At 36.9% G+C, this 22,759-nt stretch carries 20 protein-coding genes and 1 other annotated feature; of the genes, 16 read left to right on the top strand and 4 right to left on the bottom strand.

The features are described 5' to 3' along the window. The first annotated feature begins 58 nt into the window (after window positions 1–58). The 3 genes from IGJ18_RS08640 to IGJ18_RS08630 all read left to right on the top strand — a co-directional run bounded on the left by IGJ18_RS08640 (window position 59) and on the right by IGJ18_RS08630 (window position 4,029). On the top strand, window positions 59–1,888 hold the full coding sequence (locus IGJ18_RS08640; RefSeq protein WP_438843193.1) for a polysaccharide biosynthesis protein: 1,830 nt from the start codon (window positions 59–61) through the stop codon (window positions 1,886–1,888). 79 nt (window positions 1,889–1,967) lie between these two features. Then, on the top strand, window positions 1,968–3,248 hold the full coding sequence (locus IGJ18_RS08635; RefSeq protein ID WP_438843192.1) for an O-antigen ligase family protein: 1,281 nt from the start codon (window positions 1,968–1,970) through the stop codon (window positions 3,246–3,248). Next, window positions 3,241–4,029, top strand: a complete 789-nt coding sequence (locus tag IGJ18_RS08630; RefSeq protein WP_438843191.1) for a glycosyltransferase family 2 protein — start codon at window positions 3,241–3,243, stop codon at window positions 4,027–4,029. The genes IGJ18_RS08635 and IGJ18_RS08630 overlap by 8 nt, the downstream gene beginning before the upstream one ends. A gap of 93 nt (window positions 4,030–4,122) precedes the next feature. Here IGJ18_RS08630 and IGJ18_RS08625 read toward each other — a convergent pair whose 3' ends face one another. Continuing rightward, window positions 4,123–4,824 carry a Crp/Fnr family transcriptional regulator gene (locus IGJ18_RS08625; protein ID WP_010718864.1) on the bottom strand — a complete coding sequence of 234 codons (702 nt, stop codon included), beginning with the start codon at window positions 4,822–4,824 and terminating at the stop codon, window positions 4,123–4,125. Between the two features lie 474 nt (window positions 4,825–5,298). On the opposite strand from IGJ18_RS08625, the gene arcA reads away from it, so the two are divergent. The 4 genes from arcA (at window position 5,299) to argS (ending at window position 10,811) form a co-directional block, all read left to right on the top strand. Beyond that, window positions 5,299–6,528: an arginine deiminase gene (gene arcA, locus IGJ18_RS08620; RefSeq protein ID WP_010718865.1), complete on the top strand. Its 1,230-nt coding sequence runs from the start codon at window positions 5,299–5,301 to the stop codon at window positions 6,526–6,528. Between the two features lie 88 nt (window positions 6,529–6,616). Further along, a complete protein-coding gene (argF, locus tag IGJ18_RS08615; protein ID WP_010718866.1) occupies window positions 6,617–7,636 on the top strand; it encodes an ornithine carbamoyltransferase in 1,020 nt (339 codons plus the stop codon). A gap of 116 nt (window positions 7,637–7,752) precedes the next feature. Next, window positions 7,753–8,703, top strand: coding sequence for a carbamate kinase (arcC, locus tag IGJ18_RS08610; RefSeq protein WP_010718867.1), 951 nt, complete (start codon window positions 7,753–7,755; stop codon window positions 8,701–8,703). A 143-nt stretch (window positions 8,704–8,846) separates the two neighbouring features. Continuing rightward, window positions 8,847–9,046: a binding site (T-box leader), on the top strand. A 73-nt stretch (window positions 9,047–9,119) separates the two neighbouring features. Then, window positions 9,120–10,811 carry an arginine--tRNA ligase gene (argS, locus tag IGJ18_RS08605; protein ID WP_034698338.1) on the top strand — a complete coding sequence of 564 codons (1,692 nt, stop codon included), beginning with the start codon at window positions 9,120–9,122 and terminating at the stop codon, window positions 10,809–10,811. A gap of 141 nt (window positions 10,812–10,952) precedes the next feature. Here the strand turns inward: argS and IGJ18_RS08600 are convergent, their stop codons facing one another. Then, window positions 10,953–11,441, bottom strand: coding sequence for an arginine repressor (locus IGJ18_RS08600; RefSeq protein WP_228196801.1), 489 nt, complete (start codon window positions 11,439–11,441; stop codon window positions 10,953–10,955). Between the two features lie 387 nt (window positions 11,442–11,828). Between IGJ18_RS08600 and rpsB the strand changes: the two genes are divergently transcribed. From rpsB to IGJ18_RS08560, 8 genes are all read left to right on the top strand, one after another. Then, window positions 11,829–12,611, top strand: a complete 783-nt coding sequence (gene rpsB / locus IGJ18_RS08595; RefSeq protein ID WP_438843190.1) for a 30S ribosomal protein S2 — start codon at window positions 11,829–11,831, stop codon at window positions 12,609–12,611. 96 nt (window positions 12,612–12,707) lie between these two features. Then, window positions 12,708–13,589 (top strand): translation elongation factor Ts, encoded by an 882-nt coding sequence (tsf, locus tag IGJ18_RS08590; protein ID WP_010718871.1) that lies wholly within the window; start codon window positions 12,708–12,710, stop codon window positions 13,587–13,589. A gap of 221 nt (window positions 13,590–13,810) precedes the next feature. Continuing rightward, window positions 13,811–14,533, top strand: coding sequence for a UMP kinase (pyrH, locus tag IGJ18_RS08585; RefSeq protein WP_010718872.1), 723 nt, complete (start codon window positions 13,811–13,813; stop codon window positions 14,531–14,533). A 3-nt stretch (window positions 14,534–14,536) separates the two neighbouring features. Beyond that, complete coding sequence (gene frr / locus IGJ18_RS08580) at window positions 14,537–15,094, top strand: ribosome recycling factor (RefSeq protein WP_438843189.1); 558 nt, start codon at window positions 14,537–14,539, stop codon at window positions 15,092–15,094. A gap of 229 nt (window positions 15,095–15,323) precedes the next feature. Further along, window positions 15,324–16,133, top strand: a complete 810-nt coding sequence (locus IGJ18_RS08575; RefSeq protein ID WP_010718874.1) for an isoprenyl transferase — start codon at window positions 15,324–15,326, stop codon at window positions 16,131–16,133. Next, window positions 16,130–16,930: a phosphatidate cytidylyltransferase gene (locus tag IGJ18_RS08570; RefSeq protein WP_010718875.1), complete on the top strand. Its 801-nt coding sequence runs from the start codon at window positions 16,130–16,132 to the stop codon at window positions 16,928–16,930. The genes IGJ18_RS08575 and IGJ18_RS08570 overlap by 4 nt, the downstream gene beginning before the upstream one ends. Before the next feature lie 382 nt (window positions 16,931–17,312). Further along, entirely contained in the window at window positions 17,313–18,581 is a 1,269-nt protein-coding gene (gene rseP / locus IGJ18_RS08565; RefSeq protein WP_438843188.1) for an RIP metalloprotease RseP, read from the top strand. A gap of 69 nt (window positions 18,582–18,650) precedes the next feature. Next, the gene (locus IGJ18_RS08560) at window positions 18,651–20,354 is read left to right on the top strand and encodes a proline--tRNA ligase (protein WP_010718877.1); all 1,704 of its coding nucleotides are present in this window, start codon (window positions 18,651–18,653) and stop codon (window positions 20,352–20,354) included. 196 nt (window positions 20,355–20,550) lie between these two features. On the opposite strand, the gene IGJ18_RS08555 is transcribed toward IGJ18_RS08560, so the two are convergent. Together IGJ18_RS08555 and IGJ18_RS08550 are read right to left on the bottom strand one after the other, a co-directional pair. Further along, a complete protein-coding gene (locus IGJ18_RS08555; protein ID WP_053766742.1) occupies window positions 20,551–21,345 on the bottom strand; it encodes an SDR family NAD(P)-dependent oxidoreductase in 795 nt (264 codons plus the stop codon). A gap of 16 nt (window positions 21,346–21,361) precedes the next feature. Next, window positions 21,362–22,204: an aldo/keto reductase gene (locus IGJ18_RS08550; protein WP_438843187.1), complete on the bottom strand. Its 843-nt coding sequence runs from the start codon at window positions 22,202–22,204 to the stop codon at window positions 21,362–21,364. Between the two features lie 131 nt (window positions 22,205–22,335). On the opposite strand from IGJ18_RS08550, the gene IGJ18_RS08545 reads away from it, so the two are divergent. After that, window positions 22,336–22,701, top strand: coding sequence for a winged helix-turn-helix transcriptional regulator (locus IGJ18_RS08545; protein ID WP_010737776.1), 366 nt, complete (start codon window positions 22,336–22,338; stop codon window positions 22,699–22,701). Window positions 22,702–22,759: the final 58 nt, after the last annotated feature.

Below are 22,759 nucleotides of genomic sequence, written 5' to 3'. Positions count from 1 at the left end.
GATTGAAAGAAAATGTTGATCAAGATCGTGCATATCAAGTACTAAAGAAGGTGATTTATTGATTAAACCAACTAGAAAAATCAAAGCGATTAGTTTGGTGCTACTCGATAGTTTTCTGATCATACTTGCTAATTACATCAGTTTTATATTTATGGTTCCATTTGTTATCATCAATAGAGATTATTTGGCAATAACACTCATTTCATCAGTTGTTTGTTATCTGTTCTATGGTGGGATCTTTAAAGTATTTACAAGAATCAATCGTTATACGAATCTTAATGAGTTGTTAGGGATCTTTGCGGCACTCACTTTTATGTTATTTTCAATTTTTCCTTTGTTTTACTTGTTTAACCAGGAGCTCATGTACCAGATTAGTTTGCGATTAGTTGTTTTTTCTTACATAATGGCACTTTTATTGATTGCTAGTAGTCGGTTAGGCTGGCGGGTCTGGGTTGAATTGAAAAATAAAAATGGTCGTTCGAATGAAAAAAAAGTACGAATCTTGATCATTGGTGCTGGAGAGGGTGGACAATTACTGTATCAAAGTTTTTTAGGTTCTCAAATTGTGAATAATATTGAAGTTGTGGGCTTTGTCGATGATGATTGTAACAAATGGGGAACTTATCTTTTAGGTAAAAAAGTACTGGGAAATACCCGTGAAATAAATCAATTGATCCAGACATTCCGTATCAATATGGTTACGATAGCGATTCCTTCGTTACCAAAAAAGAAGATCCAACAGCTTGTTCAATCCATTGAAAATAAGAATATCAAGGTAAATATGGTTCCCTCTTTTGAAGAAGTAGCTACCGGAAAAATCAATGTTTCGCAATTAAAAGAAGTAGATGTGATCGATCTATTAGGAAGAGAGGAAGTTTCCCTTGACCTAGAAAGTATCAGCCATCAATTAGAAGGACAAACGATTTTAGTAACTGGGGCTGGGGGCTCGATTGGTTCAGAGATTTGTCGGCAAGTTTTGGCATTTGAACCAGCAAAGTTGATTTTACTTGGACATGGAGAAAATTCGATTTATTCGATTCATCGAGAACTAACTACATTAGATCCTCAGAGGAAAGTAGAGATTCTACCAATTATTGCTGATATTCAAGATAGAGAACGCATCTTTTATTTGATGGAAAAATACCATCCCACGATTGTTTATCATGCAGCCGCACATAAGCACGTTCCGCTGATGGAATATAATCCTACAGAAGCAATTAAGAATAATATTAACGGAACAAAAAATGTGGCGGAAGCAGCTAAAAAAAATCATGTTAAGAACTTTGTGATGATTTCTTCTGATAAAGCAAATCGCCCGCCAAATGTGATGGGAGCAACAAAAAGAATTGCAGAAATGTTAATCACAAGTCTGAACCAATCTGGTGAGACCAAGTTTTCGGCTGTCCGTTTCGGGAATGTCCTTGGGTCTAGAGGTAGTGTTATTCCACTGTTTAAAGAACAGATTTTAAGAGGGGGACCGATCACTGTCACCGATTTTCGGATGACCCGCTACTTCATGACGATCCCTGAAGCGAGCAGATTAGTTATTCAATCAGGTGCATTGGCTAAGGGAGGAGAAATTTTTGTTTTGGATATGGATAAGCCGATCAAGATCGTGGATCTAGCTAAGAATATGATCCATTTGAGTGGTTATACAGAAGAAGATATCGAAATTGTTGAAACAGGGATACGTCCAGGGGAAAAATTATATGAAGAATTGCTATTAGAAAAAGAAAAGAAAGAAACGCAAATTTTTGAGAAGATTTTTGTTGGGGACATTAAAGGCTTTTCTTTAAAAGAAGTCACCCAGCTAATTGAACAGTTACCAGAAGATGAAAGCGAAGCAGCCAAGAAAGTTATAGCGTTTGCAAATGCTTCTGATGAATGAAGAAAAGATAGAAATGATGATTGGAAAAATAAATCAATCAGTGAATTTTTGCTGTTAAAGGCGCACGGGGAGATAGAAAATGAAAACAATTGAAGCACATGGGTACTCATCAATTGATGAATTAACGAAAAGCAACCAAAAAATTTTAGGAAGGTTATTTTACCTATTGGGATTTACACTCTGTATTTCGCGTGTTTTTTTCGGGATCAATATGTCAATAAGTGATGTATTTATGGTGCTATTAGTTGGCTACCTTCTACTAATGAAAAAAGTGGTGTTCAGTAAACAATTAGTACTATTTTTTATTGGGGTTATTTGTTGGCGGTTATTGTCCACGATACTGTTAAGTTCATGGGTGGATACTTCTGTTTCGCTTTTTTCAGTCATCATGACGGGACAAAAATTTTTCGTCAATCTCCTTTATTTGATTCTAACGATCTCGATCCTTCATATAAATCCAGAGTTGAAAAAAGATTTTTTATCTGGGGCAAAAGTCGGAACACTTTTTTTTGGCTGTCTTAGTATGTTCATTTTTCTAGTAGCTCCAGCAAGTTTGAAATCATTTGTTTTGTTCGGTGATCTACGTTTGAAAGGATTCATGAATGATCCTAACTATTTTGCTTATCTTCAAACATGTGGCTACTGTATCTGGTACTTAAGACCATTTAAAGGTAAGTGGAAGAACCTGATTGCATTCATGGGTTATACATCCTGTATTTTGTTATCTGCATCCAAAACAGGGGTTGTAGCATTTTTAGTAATCAATTTGTTATTTCTAATTCAAAAATTATTTAGGAAAAATATCAACATCAAACATCTTGTAATGACAATCATGACAGCGAGTGTATTGATTATCGGTACGCATTTTCTTTTTGCTGATTATGTAAGTAATTTAATTGCACGTTTTCTTTCCATTCCGCAATTTGTCCGATTTGAGGGAGTTTTCACTAATTTTTATGGCGCAATCGTTGCTGGAGGTTCCGGTAGAACAGAAGCTTGGAAAACAGCACAACTTTTGTTAACGCGGACTCATTTCATGGGTATCGGTTTCGTTGACTACTCTTCAGTTGCTTTATCAGTTAGTGGAAGCCCGACGATTGCTCATAATACTTTTTTACAAATAGCTGTTGAATGGGGAATAGTCCCAGCAATGATGGGAATGTTGTTGGTATTTGGTCAGTTTGTCAGAAAATTATTGCTGAAAAAATGGTTGCTGTGTCTTTTAATATTAACGAATATTATTTTTTCTTTTAGTATTTCTTTACAAAATTCACGATTACTATGGATCTTAGTAGGTTTACTCGTTGTGAAAGAACAGGGATCTCTAGTAAATGGAAAAAAGGAGCAGTCAAATGATTAGTGTGATTATCCCCACTTTCAATGCAGAAAAATCGATTGAGCGAACAGTCAATTCTGTACTAAGACAAAGCTATCAAGATTTTGAAATCATTATTGTCGATGATCGATCAACAGATCATACTTGGGAACTTTTAACGAAATTAAAAAAACAAGATCAACGTATCAGAATCTATCAAAACGCTAGAAATTCTAAAAGTGCTTATACTCGCAACCAGGCAATCAAACATGCACGGGGGAACTACATTATGCAACTAGATGACGATGATTATTGTCACGTGGAACGTATGGCAAAGCAGGTAGCGTTTTTAGAGGCTCATCCAGAATTTGGTTTTGTTGGCAGTAATGCCTATTTATGGGACCAAGAGGGTGTCTATGGTGAACGGGTGGTCAAAGAACGACCTGAAATAAAAGATCTCTTGAAAACGAGTCCGTTCATCAATCCATCGGCTATGTTTAGAAAACACATCTTAGAATCTGTAGCGGGTTATCGAGTTTCAAAAGATACTGTTAGAGGACAAGATTATGACCTATATATGCGGTTATATGCGAAGGGACACAAAGGTTATAATTTACAAGAAAACTTAGTTTATTACTATCAAGATAAAGAGTATTATAAAAAAATTTCCTGGAAAAATCGCCTTGGGGAAAGTCGGTTGAAATATCGTAATTTCAAAGAATTAAAGGTTGCTAAAGTTCATTATCTGTATGTCTTGAAACCACTAATAGCGATAATGATTCCTAGACACCTCCTATTTTGGCATCAGCACCGCAAACAAGGATGAAAAGGTTTCTTTGTCTCCTTTACAAATAAATCAGGCTTAGACAAAAAAATAAAACATACTAAGATAAGGGCAGCCTCATCTTAGTATGTTTTTTTATTCTCTTAAAGCAGGCGTCACAGCAGTTTTACAAAAAGTAAACCGTTTCTTTTGGTAATCTAATAAACCAGAATCTTTTAACTGTTTGATTACTTGTCCAGCAGTCTCTCTCGTTGTCCCACTATTAACCGCTAATTCTTTTAGTGTGATAGGGTATGGAATTTCGACATGGCCATCTGTGGTTGGTATGCCAAGCTCTTCTTTTAAAATGAATAAGTTTTGTTTCACTCGATCAAAAGCGCTAGAAGTTAAACCGATCTGTATCCGCAGTTCGTGCATCGCTACTACTTTTGAGATTTTATGGATCATATAGAGTAATTGTTTTGGATTGTTTTTCGCAATTTTTTCATAACAAGATACTGGGAAAGAGAAAGTTTCGATGTCTGTCATTGCTTGAGCAGTGTATGAATAAATTCCTTCTTCAAAAATACCAGACATTGGGAAAAGGTTATTTGGATTGACATAATCATAATAATAATAAGTAGCACTTTCATCATATCGTTCTAGACGAACCAATCCTGATGTTAAAATGTAGAGACGTTGTCGTTCATCTCCTTCATCAAATAAAATTTGTCCTTTTTTATAAGAACGAAGGATCGTATGCTCTTTAATGAGCTCAAATTCCTCGTCAGTAAAGTTTTCAAAATCAGGTTGATAGCGTAACTTTGAAAAATGATAATCAATTCTATTTATACGCATAAAACTCCCACTCCTTACTTTCAGCTACATACTATATTGTGACTGGTTTTGGCTTAAATGTAAAGTTTTAACCTAGAAGAAAAATCATGGTTAAAAAAGCAATTTTATTCTTTGTGATCAGTCTTTTTTGTTATTATGAATAATTTATACGGATAGATTGCATAATTCTTTTTAATGATTGGTATTTTTGTATAAAAAACACAATTATTACATAAAGCAAGCGCTATCAACCTTGTTAAATATCGAAAAAGAAAATATTCAAAAATAATTTTTTAATGAATAAATATTTTTTTGAGAGAGTTTTCAGTATAAAAAAAGTGATAAAAGTTAATAAAAAATGTAAAAACGTTTATTTATTTAATTGTCTTCTAATAATGTGAAATTGCTCTCGTTTTAGATGAGAAGAAATTATGAAAGTGGTTACAAAAAGGCGGTATTCTATGTATGTAATCAAAACGAAGGAGGCAACACAACATGGATAAACCTATTCACGTTTTCTCTGAGATAGGGAAGTTAAAGACAGTTTTATTGAAACGACCTGGACAAGAAGTGGAAAATTTAACACCAGATATTATGGACCGTCTGTTGTTTGATGATATTCCATATCTGCCAATCGCACAAGAAGAGCATGACTATTTTGCAAAGACATTGCAAGATGAAGGCGTCGAAACTTTATATCTAGAAAAATTAGCTGCAGAAGCAATTGATGCCGGCAATGTCAAAGAACAATTTTTAAATAAAATGTTAGACGAATCCCACATTGCATCTTCTGCTGTAAGAGATGGTCTTCATGAGTTCCTTCTATCAATGGAAACCCAAGAAATGGTAGATAAAATTATGGCGGGTGTCCGCACGAAAGATATTTCAGTTCGTTCAAACAGTCTGTATGATCTTTCTTCAGATGACGACTATCCATTCTATATGGACCCAATGCCAAACCTTTACTTTACACGTGATCCTTCCGCATCAATGGGAAATGGGATGACTGTTAACATGATGACATTTGAAGCACGTCGTCGTGAATCAATGTTTACTGAATACATCTTGAAACATCACCCACGTTTTGCGAACAAAGGGGTTGAAGTATGGTTAGATCGTGAAAACCCTGATCACATCGAAGGTGGAGATGAATTAATCCTAAGTGACAAAGTCGTCGCTGTCGGTATCTCACAACGAACAAGCGCTAAAGCAATCGAAAAATTAGCACGTAATTTATTTGCTAAACATGCAGGCTTTGAAAAAGTCCTAGCAATCAAGATTCCTAACAATCGAGCAATGATGCATTTAGATACTGTGTTTACCATGGTTGATCATGATAAATTCACGATCCATCCAGCAATCCAAAGTAAAGAAGGAAAAATGGATGTCTTTACGATCGAACAAGCAGGCGATGACATCAAGATCGCTCATTCTGATGACTTACAAGCGTCATTAAAAGCTGCGTTAGGTTTAGATGATTTAGTCTTGATACCAACTGGTAATGGCGATGCGATCGTTGCTCCTCGTGAACAATGGAATGATGGTTCTAATACTCTGGCAATCGCACCAGGTGTTGTCGTAACGTACAACCGTAACTATGTATCCAATGAATTATTACGTAGCTATGGCATCAAAGTATTGGAAATCAATTCAAGTGAGTTGTCACGCGGTCGTGGTGGTCCACGCTGCATGAGCCAACCATTAGTACGTGAAGATTTAAAATAATATGAATGCTAGTGGCAGTCTAACTGTCAGCTGCCACTAGATTTCCTCTTTAAAACAAAAACAAACAACCTAAAGGAGAATTTTAGTTATGAAAGAGTCAGTATTTCAAGGAAGAAGTTTATTAGCAGAAAAAGATTTTACAAAAGAAGAATTACAATATCTAATCGATTTTTCTGAGCACTTAAAAGATTTGAAAAAACGTGGCATTCCACATCACTACTTAGAAGGTAAAAACATTGCACTTTTATTTGAAAAAACGTCTACTCGTACACGTGCAGCTTTTACAACTGCAGCAATCGATTTAGGTGCGCATCCTGAATATCTAGGTGCCAATGATATCCAATTAGGTAAAAAAGAATCAACAGAAGATACAGCTAAAGTATTAGGTCGAATGTTTGACGGAATTGAGTTCCGCGGCTTTAGCCAAAAAATGGTGGAAGAACTAGCAGAATTTTCTGGTGTTCCAGTATGGAATGGTTTAACAGACGAATGGCATCCAACACAAATGATCGCAGATTTCTTAACAATCCAAGAAAACTTTGGAACAGTTGAAGGAATCACAGTGGCATATTGTGGTGACGGACGTAACAACATGGCGAACTCTTTACTTGTGACTGGGGCTATTTTAGGTGCAAACATGCGTATCGTAGCACCAAAAGAATTACAACCAGAAGAAGAAATCGTTAAAATGGCAGAAGAATTTGCTGCTAAATCTGGTGCACAATTAATGATCACTGATGACGTGGATAAAGGTGTTGACGGTGCTGACGTACTTTATTCAGATGTTTGGGTATCAATGGGTGAAGAAGATAAATTTGAAGAACGAATCAAATTGTTGAAACCTTACCAAATCAACATGGAAATGATCGAAAAAACGCACAATACTGACCGTTTGATTTTCTTACATTGCTTACCAGCATTCCATGATACTAACACAATCTATGGTGAACAAATGAAAGAACGCTTCGGCATTACTGAGATGGAAGTTACTGATGAAGTCTTCCGCAGTAAATATGCACGTCAATTCGACCAAGCAGAAAACCGCATGCACTCAATCAAAGCAATCATGGCAGCAACACTTGGTAACTTGTTTATTCCTCGTGTGTAACGGTTAATCACATTCATCTCAAGAACAAAACGAGTCAGCTTTAATGGACCTCATCATGGGCTGGCTTGTTTTGTCATTGAGAAAATTCAGAACTCTCTGGAGAAAGGAAGACAAATATGGCAAATCGTAAAGTAGTTGTCGCATTAGGTGGTAATGCGATTTTATCAACAGATGCAAGTGCAAAAGCACAACAAGAGGCATTGATGGAAACAGCAAAATACTTAGTAAAATTCATTGAACAAGGGGATGAGTTGATCATTTCTCACGGGAATGGACCACAAGTAGGGAATTTGCTGATCCAACAACAAGCAGCTGACTCAGAAAAGACACCAGCGATGCCTTTAGATACTTGTGTTGCAATGACAGAAGGATCAATTGGGTACTGGTTACAAAATGCAATGGGTGAAGTCTTGAAAGAAAAAGGCATCGATAAAGATGTGGTTTCGCTTGTTACGCAAGTCATCGTTGATGAAAACGATCCATCATTTAAAAACCCAAGCAAACCAGTAGGACCATTCTATACCGAAGAAGAAGCCAATGAACAAATGAAAGCTGATTCAACAGTAACCTTTAAAGAAGATGCTGGTCGTGGCTGGCGTAAAGTAGTGGCTTCTCCTAAACCAATTTCAATTAAAGAAGCACGAGTGATTGAAACGCTAGTAGAACAAGGCGTGATTACAGTCTCTGTTGGTGGTGGCGGAATTCCTGTTGTGGAAACGGCAACTGGTTTAGAAGGTAGAGAAGCGGTTATCGATAAAGATTTTGCTTCTGAAAAATTAGCGGAAATTATCGATGCAGATCTATTGATCGTTTTAACTGGAGTAGATAATGTTTATGTAAATTATCAAAAACCAGATCAAAAGAAACTAGAAACTGTTTCAGTTTCAGAAATGAAGCAATACATTGATGAAAATCAATTTGCACCAGGAAGTATGCTGCCAAAAGTCGAAGCGGCAATTGCCTTTGTTGAGGCAAAACCAAAAGCTAAAGCGATTATTACTTCTTTAGAAAATATCGAGAACCTTCTCGCATCTGAAGAAGGAACGATCATCGTAGCGGATAACTAAGAATTCTTTTTCTTAGGAAATGAACTATGTTAAAAAGTGTCCAGTTGGTATTTCTTCTCCTTTAGACCTTCTGGACATTTTTTATAAGAAATCCCTAGCCAGCAGTTTTTTTTTCTGCTATAATTCAATTAATATAATAATTTCATAGTTTGTTGAACAAGAGAGTAATTGTATTTACTTGATCAAAGCGAGTTTGGGTGTGGTGAAAGCCAAACGAGAGGATACAATGAAGCGCACTTGGAGAACTCTGTCTAAGACAGACGGCTATCAACCGATATCAGATGAAGCTGGTCCTAGCAAATAGGACAACTGGAGTGGTACCGCGGGATATCTCGTCTCTAGTGATCATAGTTATCTATGATCACTAGAGATTTTTTTGTTTTCAGCAAACAAAAGTATTTATAGGAGGAATGTAAATGAATAACAAAGATATTGTATCAAAAGCGATCTATGACGTTGTCAAAGACGATCTTACAATGGAACAAGTAGAAAAACTATTAGAAAATCCAAAATCTGCAGACCATGGGGATGTAGCCTTTCCTGCCTTTTCATTAGCGAAAATCTATCGAAAAGCCCCTCAACAAATTGCAGCTGACCTAGCAGAAAAAATCGATTCAACAAACTTTGAAAAAATCGAAGTGGTTGGTCCTTACTTAAACTTCTTTATGAATAAAGCGATGATCAGTAAAGAAGTTTTGGCTTCTGTCGTGAAAGAAAAAGAACATTATGGCGACAGCTCCATCGGAAATAACGGAAACGTACCAATCGATATGTCTTCTCCTAATATTGCAAAGCCGATTTCAATGGGGCATTTGCGTTCTACAGTTATCGGGAACTCCATCGGATTTATCATGGAAAAATTAGGCTACAACCCGATTCGTATCAATCATTTAGGAGATTGGGGCACACAGTTTGGGAAACTGATTGTGGCTTATAAAAAATGGGGTTCAGAAGAAGCAGTACGTTCTGAACCAATCAATGAATTGTTGCGTCTGTATGTTCAATTCCATGAAGTGGCTGAAACAGAACCAGAATTGAATGATGAAGCACGTTCATGGTTTAAACGTTTGGAAGAAGGCGACAAAGAAGCCATTGAATTATGGCAATGGTTCCGCGACGAATCTATGAAAGAGTTCAATAAAATCTACGATCTATTAGAAGTTCGTTTTGATTCTTTAAATGGTGAAGCTTTCTATAACGATAAAATGGATGAAATCGTAGAACTTTTAGAAGAAAAACATTTATTGCAAGCAGATAAAGGTGCTGAAATCGTTGACTTATCTGCTTATGATTTGAACCCAGCGTTGATCAAGAAATCAGATGGTGCAACACTTTATATCACTCGTGATTTAGCAGCAGCTCTTTACCGTAAACGTACTTATGATTTTAAACAATCATTGTATGTTGTCGGAAATGAACAAAGTTATCATTTCAAACAATTGAAAGCTGTTCTTAAAGAATTAGGCTTTGATTGGTCAGATGATATGCATCACATCCCATTCGGATTGATTACTCAAGGTGGTAAAAAACTATCAACACGTAAAGGGAAAATTGTTTTACTTGAAGAAGTGCTAAATGAAGCCATTGACTCTGCTAAAGAACAGATCAGTGAGAAAAATCCTGATTTAGAAAATAAAGATGTGGTAGCTAAACAAGTCGGTGTTGGCGCAGTTATCTTCCATGATTTAAAAAACGATCGCCTAAATACATTTGACTTTAATTTAGAAGAAGTTGTCCGTTTCGAAGGTGAAACAGGACCTTATGTACAATATACACATGCTCGTGCTGTCAGCTTGTTAGCAAAAGCCGACTTTACGCCATCGACAGATCAAGAATACGCCTTGAATGATGAAAACAGCTGGGAAGTTGTAAAATTGATTCAAAAATACCCAGAAACTGTTTTACAAGCAGGTGAAAAATACGAACCTTCTATTATTGCAAAACATGCAATCAAGTTAGCTCAAGCATTTAATAAATATTATGCACATACTAAAATTTTAGTTGAAGATGACCAAAAAGAAGCGCGTTTAGCATTAGTTTATGCTGTAACAGTCTTGTTAAAAGAAGATTTACGTTTGCTTGGCTTACACGCACCAGATAAAATGTAAGAAAAGTAACGTACACAAATAAACCGTCCCTTACGAAAGGCTTACTTATAATAGTAGCTTTCGTGAGGGACGGTTTATTTTATATAGAAGTGATTGGGACAGATATCATCCATTCATTGATTCATGCTGCGTTGATTAAATTTAGTTGGCTGAAAAAAGTGTTGTTTCTTTGGGAGCATGTAAGAAGGCTTCCACCAATTTTGCTTCTTCTTCATCTTTGGAAATGATAATGGTTGTATCGAACCCGGCAATCGTACTGACGATATGAGGTGGTTTGATATCGTCTAAAACGGCAGCGAAAAGATGTGCGTTGTCTGGTAAGGTATGGACGACCGTCAGAAAATGGACCCGTTCCACTTTTAACACGATGTCTTCGATCATTTGGACTAACCGTTTTTCATCATCTGTTTTTGCTTCGAGTCCTTTTTTTCCTTGAAAAAGAACAAAATGGGAAACGCCATTTTCATCTGGTACTTTTACGATTTTTAAGTCACGAATATCTCTGGAAATCGTAGCTTGTGTCGCTGTCACACCATAATCCTCCAGTTTGGCCAAGAGTTCTTCTTGTGTACGGATCGTAAATTCACCGATCACTTGTTTAATAAGTAAATGTCGCTCAGATTTACGCATATTCTTTCTCCTTTACGAAAGATTTCACATGTATCATATCAAAAAAAAATCGAGTTGCCCAATATTATTCTGATTTATGAGATAACTCTAGGAATTATGATCATTTGTTAATGAGAGAGTAAAGCATGAAAGATGAGAATAAATGCAGAGGCAACTAGAGATTTCTCTTGATATTTACTAGCAAGTCAGGTAAAATATTGAATGTTGAGCAAGAATGTCTCTTTAGCTATTGCTATACAGGTAGGTTACTTGTATAATGTTTAAAGATGCTTTTTGCATCAACAAATCCACATTCCTGTTGGATCGTTGATAGGTGCTTGAAAAAGTTTGTCAGCGAGGTGAAAGACAGGGAGAGGAAAAATAAAAACCAAATCGGAGGAAACAAAAATGGCAGTAATTTCAATGAAACAATTACTAGAAGCCGGCGTACATTTTGGTCACCAAACTCGTCGCTGGAACCCAAAAATGAAGAAATATATCTTCACAGAAAGAAACGGAATCTACATCATCGACTTACAAAAAACTGTTAAGTTAGTAGATGCAGCTTATGACTACATGAAGAGCGTTGCAGAAGAAGGCGGCGTGGCTTTATTCGTAGGTACGAAAAAACAAGCACAAGAAGCAATCAAAGATGAAGCAACACGTGCTGGACAATACTATGTAAACCATCGTTGGTTAGGTGGAACATTGACTAACTGGGATACAATCCAAAAACGTATCAGCCGTTTGAAACAAATCAATGCAATGGAAGAAGATGGAACTTTTGAAGTTCTACCTAAAAAAGAAGTTGCTGGTTTGAACAAACAACGTGAACGTCTTGAAAAATTCTTGGGTGGTATCGCTGATATGCCAAGAATTCCAGATGTAATGTACATCGTTGACCCACGTAAAGAGCGCATTGCTGTTCAAGAAGCGCATAAATTAAATATCCCAATCGTAGCTATGGTTGATACAAACTGCGACCCAGACGAAATCGACGTAGTTATCCCTTCAAATGACGATGCAATCCGTGCCGTTAAATTGATTACTTCAAAAATGGCTGATGCATTTATCGAAGGTAACCAAGGGGAAGACCAAGTAGTTGAAGAAGACTTTGTAGTAGAAAACAATGCTACTTCAATCGAAGAAATCGTTGACGTTGTAGAAGGCGACAACACTTCAGCAGAATAATTTTTAAATGATGGAGCTGTTTCAAAGGCTAGGCGACAAGCCTCACTCTCCTTTGAAACAGCTTTTTTTAAAAAGAAACTATAGGAGGATACAATAATGGCAGATGTAACAGCTAAAATGGTAAAAGAACTACGCGAAATGACAGGCGTAGGTATGATGGATGCGAAAAAAGCATTAGTTGAAGTAGAAGGCGATATGGAAAAAGCAGTAGATCTTTTACGTGAAAAAGGAATGGCTAAAGCAGCTAAGAAAAATGATCGTATTGCAGCTGAAGGATTAGCTTCAGTAGCAATCAAAGGAAATACTGCAGCAATCGTTGAAGTTAACTCAGAAACAGACTTTGTTTCTAAAAACGAAATGTTCCAAGATCTAGTGAAAGAAATCGCTGAACTTGTTGCAGAAAACAAACCTGCAGACATGGAAGCTGCAATGAAGATCAAAACAGAAAAAGGTACGATCGAATCTGACTTGATCGAAGCAACACAAGTAATCGGAGAAAAAATCAGCTTCCGTCGTTTTGAAGTAGTTGAAAAAGAAGATAACGCTGCTTTCGGTGGTTACTTACACATGGGCGGACGTATCGCTGTATTGACTGTTTTAGATGGAACAACTGATGAATCTGTAGCAAGAGACGTTGCTATGCACGTAGCTGCAATCAATCCTCGCTATGTAAACGAAACTCAAATTCCTGAAGCTGAATTAGAACATGAAAAAACTGTTCTTACAGAACAAGCTTTAAACGAAGGTAAGCCTGCTAATATCGTTGAAAAAATGGTAGAAGGACGCTTGAAGAAATTTAAAGCAGAAATCGCTTTGGTTGACCAACCATTCGTTAAAGATCCTGATATGACTGTTGAAAAATATGTTGCTTCTAAAGGTGCTACAGTGAAAACTTTTGTACGCTTTGAAGTTGGCGAAGGAATCGAAAAACGCGAAGACAACTTTGTTGAAGAAGTTATGAACCAAGTGAAAAAATAATTCTGAAAATTGAGTATATGTTATCTAATGTTGATTCATTTTGCGAGTCACTTTTTAAATGTTGGATCAACATTAGATAGTATGCTTATTTGGAATTAAAAAGGAGCAGCGACGTATGTCACAGCTCTTTTTTTTAGGCATAGGTACAAATAGTTAGACTTTTAGTGGCTAAATTACCTGAATATGGTAAAATAGCAATAGAAAATATTGGAGGAATGAACATGGTCACACCGAAATATCAGCGTGTTGTCTTAAAATTAAGTGGAGAAGCTTTAGCTGGGAATGAAGGCTTTGGAATCAAACCGCCTGTTATTAAAGAAATCATCCAAGAAATCAAAGAAGTACACGAATTAGGCGTTGAAATGGCTATCGTGGTAGGCGGCGGCAATATTTGGCGCGGACAAATCGGTGCTCAGATGGGAATGGAACGTGCTCAAGCTGATTACATGGGGATGCTGGCAACTGTAATGAATGCTTTAGCGTTGCAAGATACTTTGGAAAATGTTGGTGTGCCAACACGTGTCCAAACATCAATCGAAATGCGACAAATTGCTGAACCATATATTCGCAGAAAAGCAGAACGTCATTTAGAAAAAGGCCGAATCGTGATTTTTGCAGGTGGAACTGGGAATCCATACTTTTCAACAGACACCACTGCAGCATTACGCGCAGCTGAGATTGGCGCTGATGTTATTTTAATGGCTAAAAACAATGTTGATGGTGTTTATTCAGCTGATCCAAAATTAGATTCAAATGCTGTGAAATTTGAAGAATTGACTCATTTAGAAGTGATTGCAAAAGGGTTGCAAGTAATGGACTCTACCGCTAGCTCACTAAGCATGGACAATGACATCCCATTGCTTGTCTTTAATTTAAATGAACATGGAAATATCCGTCGTGCAATCTTAGGCGAAAATATCGGAACAACTGTAAGGGGGAAATAAAAAATGGCAGATGCAATTATGACAGAAGCAAAAGAAAAGATGCAAAAAGCAGCACAAAATTTACAACGTGAGCTTGGACAAATTCGTGCAGGACGTGCCAATGCAAGTTTACTTGATCGAATCACAGTTAATTATTATGGTGCAACAACACCTTTGAACCAAATGGCTTCAATCCAAATCCCGGAAGCACGTGTTTTAATGATCACTCCATTTGATAAGAGCATTTTACAAGATGTTGAAAAAGCAATTATGGCAAGTGATATTGGAATCAGTCCAACCAATGATGGGAATGTCATTCGTTTAATTATTCCTCAATTAACTGAAGAACGTCGTAAAGAATTAGCAAAAGATGTAAAAAAAGAAGCAGAAAATGCGAAAATCGCTGTTCGTAACATTCGTCGTGATGCAATTGATGAATACAAAAAACAACAAAAAAATGGCGATATCACAGAAGATGATCTACGTGGATTAGAAAAAGAAGTACAAAAACTAACCGATGAAAGCATCAAAGAAGTAGATAAAATCGCTAGTGACAAAGAACAAGAATTACTGGAAGTTTAATCATAAAGCTTGGTAGAATCAGTCTTTTATCAATGCCGTTTATGTATTTTTACACCTACTAAAAAGCCTTGGACGATTTCTTGTCCAAGGCTTTTTTTATAGCAAAAGTTAAAAAATAAGAAAAAAGTCGTAGAAATAACTAAAAAAAGTAATCCAGCATAGGAAATCATGTGATAAATTGATATAATACTAAAGATAGTGGTAACTTTTAAGTATAGGAGGAAAAAGAATGTTACGTTTTTTTCCGCAAAAAAACAAGTATATTCAAGAAAAAAGTGATTTTCATTTTGCGGCTGAAGGTCCCATTCCTCAGCATATCGCAATCATTATGGACGGAAATGGTCGTTGGGCCCAAAATCGACGTTTACCTCGAGTTGCTGGACATAAAGAAGGGATGGAGACAGTTAAAAAAGTAACCAAACAAGCTTCTCGTTTAGGTGTGAAAGTTTTAACCCTCTATGCTTTTTCAACAGAAAATTGGAAACGACCAAAAGATGAAGTCCGTTTTTTGATGCAACTTCCAGTGGATTTTTTTGATACATTTGTTCCAGAATTGATCAAAGAAAACGTTCAGGTTCGTGTCATGGGCTATGAAGAAGTATTACCTGAACATACACAAGATGCTGTTCGTCGAGCAATTGAGCAAACAAAAGATAATACTGGAATGATCCTTAACTTTGCTTTGAATTATGGAAGCAGAGCAGAGATTGTGACAGCAGTCAAAAAAATTGCTGAAGAAGTCAAAAATGAAGAAACTGCGATTGAAGCTATTGACGAAGAACTGATTGCAGATCATCTCATGACTGGTTTTTTGCCAACCGAATGGCGGGATCCTGAATTGGTTATTCGAACAAGTGGGGAAGAAAGAATTAGTAACTTCTTGCTTTGGCAACTTGCATACAGCGAATTGTATTTCACAAAAGCTTTGTGGCCTGATTTTGATGGGGCGCATCTAGAAGAAGCAATCGCAGCATTTCAAAACAGAGACCGTCGTTTCGGTGGCGTGAAGAAAACAGAGAAAGAAGGAGATCAGTCATGAAGCAACGAGTGATCACAGCTGCTATTGCCCTGGTCCTATTTATACCAATTATATGGATCGGTGGAATCACAATCGAATTTGTAGCAGCTTTGTTAGCAGTCGTCGGTGTCTATGAGTTATTCCGTATGAAGGGCTTGACGTTGTTAAGTTTTGAAGGAATATTATCAGCGATTGGAGCAGTTATTTTAGTTCTACCAAAAGAACGTTGGTTTTTCTTTTTACCGGAGAAGACAAGCACGTTTATGCTCTTTTACTTGATCGTCATGATCTTGTTAGGGACATCAGTTATTTCAAAGAATACCTATACGATTGATGAAGCGGGGTTCCCGGTAATTACTAGTTTATATGTAGGTATTGGATTTCAAAATTTCGTCAATGCAAGAACAGAAGGTTTGGCAGTTTTGCTCTTTGGATTATTTGTCGTTTGGGCAACTGATATCGGTGCTTATATGGTTGGAAGACAATACGGAAAACATAAGTTAAGTCCAGATGTTTCACCAAATAAAACAATCGAAGGAGCATTAGGTGGTATTGCTAGTGCATTAGTCGTTGCTTTGTTGTACTTCTTGTTCTATCCAGCCAAAGAATTATTTGGACATGGGCTGTTCTTCATGCTCCTTGTAACGATGCTCTTATCGATCGTGGGACAATTTGGTGATCTCGTTGAATCTTCGATCAAACGTCACTACGATGTCAAAGATTCTGGGAATATCTTACCAGGGCATGGCGGGATACTAGATCGTTTTGATAGTTTGCTTTTTGTCTTTCCAATCATGCATTTATTTGGATTGATTTAGTGATCATCAAAGACTTGAATGAGCACTTGCCTAATCGTCTACTCATTTATAAATAACAATAGTTTAATAGGATGCCAATGAGTTGTTAACTAAATATGGGCATGGGAATGAAGCATTATCTTTTTTCAAATCAATATGCGAGCTTTATGTTCACATCTTACTCAAAAAAGAATACGTGGTGTCTTAGAAGTTGTTCGTTCAGAAAATAAGCCGAATAATCCAGAAGAAAAATAGTTTTGGATTATTCGGCTTATTTCTAAAAATTGATTATTTCCAGCGCCACCTCTTTTCTTTAAAAAACTAGGGCTATTGGTGAATAGCTATTAATATGGTAAAATTAAGATGTTTTATTTAACCTAAAAAAAGTAAAGGAGAATGTAAAATGAAAACAATTATTACATTTATTATTGTTTTTGGCATTTTGGTCATTGTTCATGAATTTGGACACTTCTTCTTTGCGAAACGATCAGGAATTCTCGTTCGAGAGTTTGCAATTGGTATGGGACCCAAAATTTATGGGCATCAAGCTAAGGACGGAACTACCTATACACTACGTTTATTGCCAATCGGAGGTTATGTGAGGATGGCAGGAAACGGGGACGATGAAACAGAGATGGCTCCGGGAATGCCGTTATCTCTTTTATTAAATTCTGATGGTATCGTAGAGAAAATCAATTTAAGTAAAAAAGTACAGCTTACAAATAGTATCCCGATGGAATTGATTCGTTATGATCTTGAAGAAGAATTAACGATTACTGGCTATGTCAATGGCGTGGAAGAACAAGAAGTGACTTATTCTGTCGCGCATGATGCTTCGATCATTGAAGCCGATGGCACAGAACTTCGAATCGCTCCAAAAGACGTACAGTTCCAATCAGCCAAATTATGGCAACGGATGTTGACGAATTTCGCAGGACCAATGAATAATTTCTTGTTAGCTATTTTGTTATTTATTCTGCTTGCTTTTATGCATGGCGGAGTTCAAGTCACTAACACGAATCAAATTGGCGAAGTCTTACCTAATGGTGCAGCACAAACTGCTGGTTTAAAAGAAAATGATAAAATCTTGGAGATCAATGGGAATGCCATTCATTCTTGGGGAGATCTAACGGCTACGATCACCGAGAATCCTGGGAAAAAACTCAATGTTGAAGTCGAGCGCAATGGTCAGAAACAAACCCTTTCAGTAACACCAGGTGTGGTAGAATCGAATGGAAAAAAATATGGGCAATTAGGAATCAAAGCACCAATGAAAACGGGATTTTTTGACAAAATCATTGGAGGAACACAACAAGCTTTCAGTAGTTCATTAGAAATTTTTAAAGCACTAGGCTCATTATTTACAAACTTTAGTTTAAATAAATTGGGCGGTCCTGTAATGATGTTCCAATTATCTTCAGAAGCTGCAGATCAAGGAATATTAACGGTCATTAGCTTGATGGCCATTCTTTCGATGAATTTGGGAATCGTTAACTTATTACCAATTCCAGCGCTTGACGGAGGAAAGCTTGTCTTGAACGTCGTGGAAGGGATTCGTGGAAAACCAATCAGCCAAGAAAAAGAAGGCTTTATCACATTAGCAGGCTTCGGTTTATTGATGCTTTTAATGGTATTAGTCACATGGAATGATATCCAACGATTCTTTTTCTAGAAAAAGTTTATAAATAGGGTATAATTACAAACGATAAATGATTATATGAGAAATGAAGGAGTATATAGAATGAGACAATCAAAAATGTTGATTCCAACATTACGAGAAGTTCCAAATGATGCAGAAGTACTAAGTCATCAAATTTTATTAAGAGCAGGGTATATTCGCCAAGTTTCAGCTGGTATTTATTCTTATTTGCCTCTTGCTAATCGTGTATTGGAAAAATTAAAAACGATCATGCGTGAAGAATTTGAAAAGATTGGCGCTGTCGAAATGTTGATGCCAGCTCTCTTACCTGCGGAATTGTGGGAAGAATCTGGTCGTTATGAAACTTACGGCCCAAATTTATATCGTCTCAATGATCGTAATGATCGCAAAATGATCTTAGGTCCAACTCATGAAGAAACATTTACTGAATTGATTCGCAATGAAGTCAATTCCTATAAAAAATTGCCGTTGAACCTTTACCAAATCCAGACAAAATATCGTGATGAAAAACGTCCACGGTTTGGGTTATTACGTGGCAGAGAATTTATTATGAAAGATGCTTACTCTTTCCATTCATCAGAAGAAAGTTTAGATGAAGCGTATAAAGATTATGAAAAAGCATATACTGAGATTTTCAAACGTTGTGGGTTAGATTTCCGAGCAATCATTGGTGATGGTGGTGCAATGGGTGGTAAAGATTCAAAAGAATTCATGGCGATCTCAGAAATCGGTGAAGATACGATCTGTTACTCAACAGAAAGCGATTATGCCGCTAACTTAGAAATGGCGACAAGTTATTATGTCCCTAAAAAATCACATGAAACACAACTTGAATTAGAAAAAATTGCGACACCAGATGTAAAAACGATTGAAGAAGTGGCGAACTTCTTTGAAACTGAACCACAAAAAATCATTAAATCTGTTTTATTTATGGCAGACGAAAACCCAGTATTGGTATTAGTACGTGGGGACCACGATGTCAATGATGTGAAACTGAAAAACTTTTTAGCGGTTGATTTCTTAGAAGAAGCAACAGAAGAAGATGCTCAAAAATACCTAGGAGCAGATTTCGGCTCTGTTGGTCCAATCGGTGTAGCAGAAGAAGTAAAAGTCTACGCTGATCGTCATGTCCAAGACTTAGCGAACGCTATTACTGGAGCGAATGAAACTGGGTTCCATTATGTGAATGTCAACCCAGAACGAGATTTTGAAGTGATCTCATATGAAGACCTTCGCTTTGTTCAAGAAGGAGATCCATCACCTGATAATAATGGTGTATTGGCATTTACACGTGGAATCGAAATCGGACATATCTTTAAATTAGGCACACGCTATAGTGAATCAATGGGCGCAACCGTATTAGATGAAAATGGACGTGAAAAATTTGTCATTATGGGTTGTTACGGAATTGGCGTAAGTCGTCTGCTTTCAGCAATCGTTGAACAAAATTCAGATGAAAATGGCATTAACTGGCCTAAAGGAATCGCGCCTTTTGATTTACATGTTGTTCAAATGAATCTAAAAGACGAAAACCAAACGAACTTAACCGAAGAAGTTGAACAAACGATGTTGGCTGCTGGTTATCAAGTACTCGTTGACGATCGTAATGAGCGTGCAGGTGTGAAATTTGCAGATTCCGATTTAATTGGCTGTCCAATTAGAATTACAGTAGGTAAAAAAGCGGTGGATGGTATCGTTGAAGTCAAAATTAAGAAAACTGGGGAAATGGTTGAAGTTCGCAAAGAAGAGCTAGCAAATACGTTACCCATTCTTTTAAATCAATAAAATACAGTCAAGAAAGAAAATTCTTGCTTGAAATAAAAGACAAGCCTAACAAATAGTTGGGCTTGTCTTTTTTCTAATGAGACTGAGGCAAGTTTTGGCTCGGTATCCTTCGTTTTTTGTTTCTCACATTTGTTCGAATGAAAAATCATACTGGCTCTTTAGTAAGAAGAAATTGATTTGTGTTACAAAATCGTTCTTAATAAATCGTTGGCACCAATCCTCCATCAAGTCGCAAGGCAGCGCCAGAAAAAGAAGTTGCATAGGGGCTAGAAACAAATGCAACAAAACGCCCGATTTCTTCTGGTCGAATCAAGCGTTGGATCTGTGAGAGTGGACGATGATTTTTCATAAAATCTTGTTCCCATTCAGATTCAGGCAATTGGCTGTCTGCGTACATTGTTGTTAACATTTCTTGAACGCCCTCTGTCAAGGTGGAGCCAGGCATGATCGTGTTGACGGTCACTTGAGAGCCAACAGTCAATTTGGATAAACTTTTTGCTAAAGAAAGATTCATCGTTTTGGTCATACTGTATTGAGCCATTTCACCTGAAGGCATCACTGCTTCTTCACTCGCAATAAAAAGGATACGACCAAAATCTTGCTTCAACATTTTAGGTAAATAATTTTTGGCTAATGCATTTCCAGCAAGAACATTGACTTGGAAAAAATGTTCCCAAATATCATCTGTGATAGCTAAATAATCCATCGGTTCAAAAATCCCCATATTATTGATCAAAATATCTACTGTAGGAAATTGCGTAAACAGTTCTTGCCGTGCTTCTGGATCTGCTAAATCAAATGGCGCACGCTGAGGGTTAGTTTGGGGGAATTTTTCTTTTAATTCAGTGACCACTTGATCAACAAGCGGTGCGTGACGACCGTTGATGATGACATCTGCACCTTCTTTTGCCAATTCGATCGCAATGGCCTTTCCGATGCCTTTTGTTGAGCCAGTGACTAACGCAACCTTATGAGATAAACCTAGTTCCATCTTACATCTTCCTCCTTTATTTAAAATCGAATGTATCAGGATTTGGTCCTACCCGAAAATGCTCGTTCAGTGCATTCAAAACCGTCATTTCATCTTCAGAAAGAACGAAATCAAAAATGTCAGCATTACTTTTCATTCGTTCGGGCTTAACTGACTTGACCACTAATAAGATGTCTTGCTGGACATCCCAACGTAAGATTACTTGGGCTGGAGTAATATGATGCGCTTCAGCAATCTCTACTATAGTTGGGTGATTCAATAGTTTCCCTTGCATCAAAGGGGACCACGCTTGGATCTTTATTGCATGTTTTGCGCAGAAATTGCGTAGTTCAATTTGAGATAACTTTGGATGTAGTTCCACTTGGTTGAGAACGGGAATGACATTCGCATGTGTCAATAATTTTTCTAAATGAGTGATTTGAAAATTGCTAACACCAATCGCTTTGATTTTCCCCGATTGATATAATTTTTCCAAAGCACGCCATGACTCTAAAAATGCATCTTCGCCAGGCCAATGGATTAAATAAAGATCTAGATAGTCTAGTCCTAGACGTGCTAAACTGGTTTCAAAAGCTTGGATCGTTTCGTCATAGGTTAAATGATCGTTCCAGACTTTGGAGGTTACGAATAGTTCTTCTCGAGAAATTCCAGCAGCTTTCAGCCCTTCTTTGATTCCGATTCCTGTACCAATTTCATTATCATATATTTGAGCAGTATCAATCAACCGATAGCCCTTTACAATGCCTTCTTTGACTACTTCAGCAGTTTGGGTATCAGGGATTTGAAAGACACCAAGTCCTATCCCTGGAATTTCTATTTGGTTATTTAACATGATTCGATCATTCAATGAATGGATCATCTATACTCCTCCTTTAATTTTCAATAGATATAATGTATACTAGATAGGCTCTAATAGATAGTACCTACTTTATTGTGCTATAGTATCTAAAAAGTAACTATTGGATAGTAAAAGGATTTTAGGAGGGAAATATGATTGAAAAAACGTATAATATTGGTGTAGAAGCCACGATGGATGTTATCGGTGGGAAATGGAAACCGATTATTTTATGCAACCTGCGTCACAGTCCGCTTCGTCCCAGCGACTTAAAACGAAAAATTCCTAATCTTAGCCAAAAGATGTTGACTCAACAATTGCGTGAATTAGAAGCAGACGGTATTGTTGTACGAACCTCATATCATCAGGTTCCACCAAAAGTTGTTTATTCCTTAAGTGAATATGGTCAAACATTAAGTAGTGTGTTAGATGCGTTATGTGATTGGGGCGAACTGCATGTTACTACGTTGCAAGAGCAAGGAGTACCAATCAGCTTACGTTGTGAGGATTCATTTAGCTAAGTAATCAACGATTTAGAACGAGAAAGAAAATTCTTTGTCGTTTTTTTAATGTAAATCC

It is taken from the genome of Enterococcus sp. AZ078 (assembly GCF_051714985.1).
Lineage (GTDB): Bacteria > Bacillota > Bacilli > Lactobacillales > Enterococcaceae > Enterococcus_B > Enterococcus_B hirae.
This window is presented reverse-complemented; position numbering and strand designations above follow the sequence as displayed.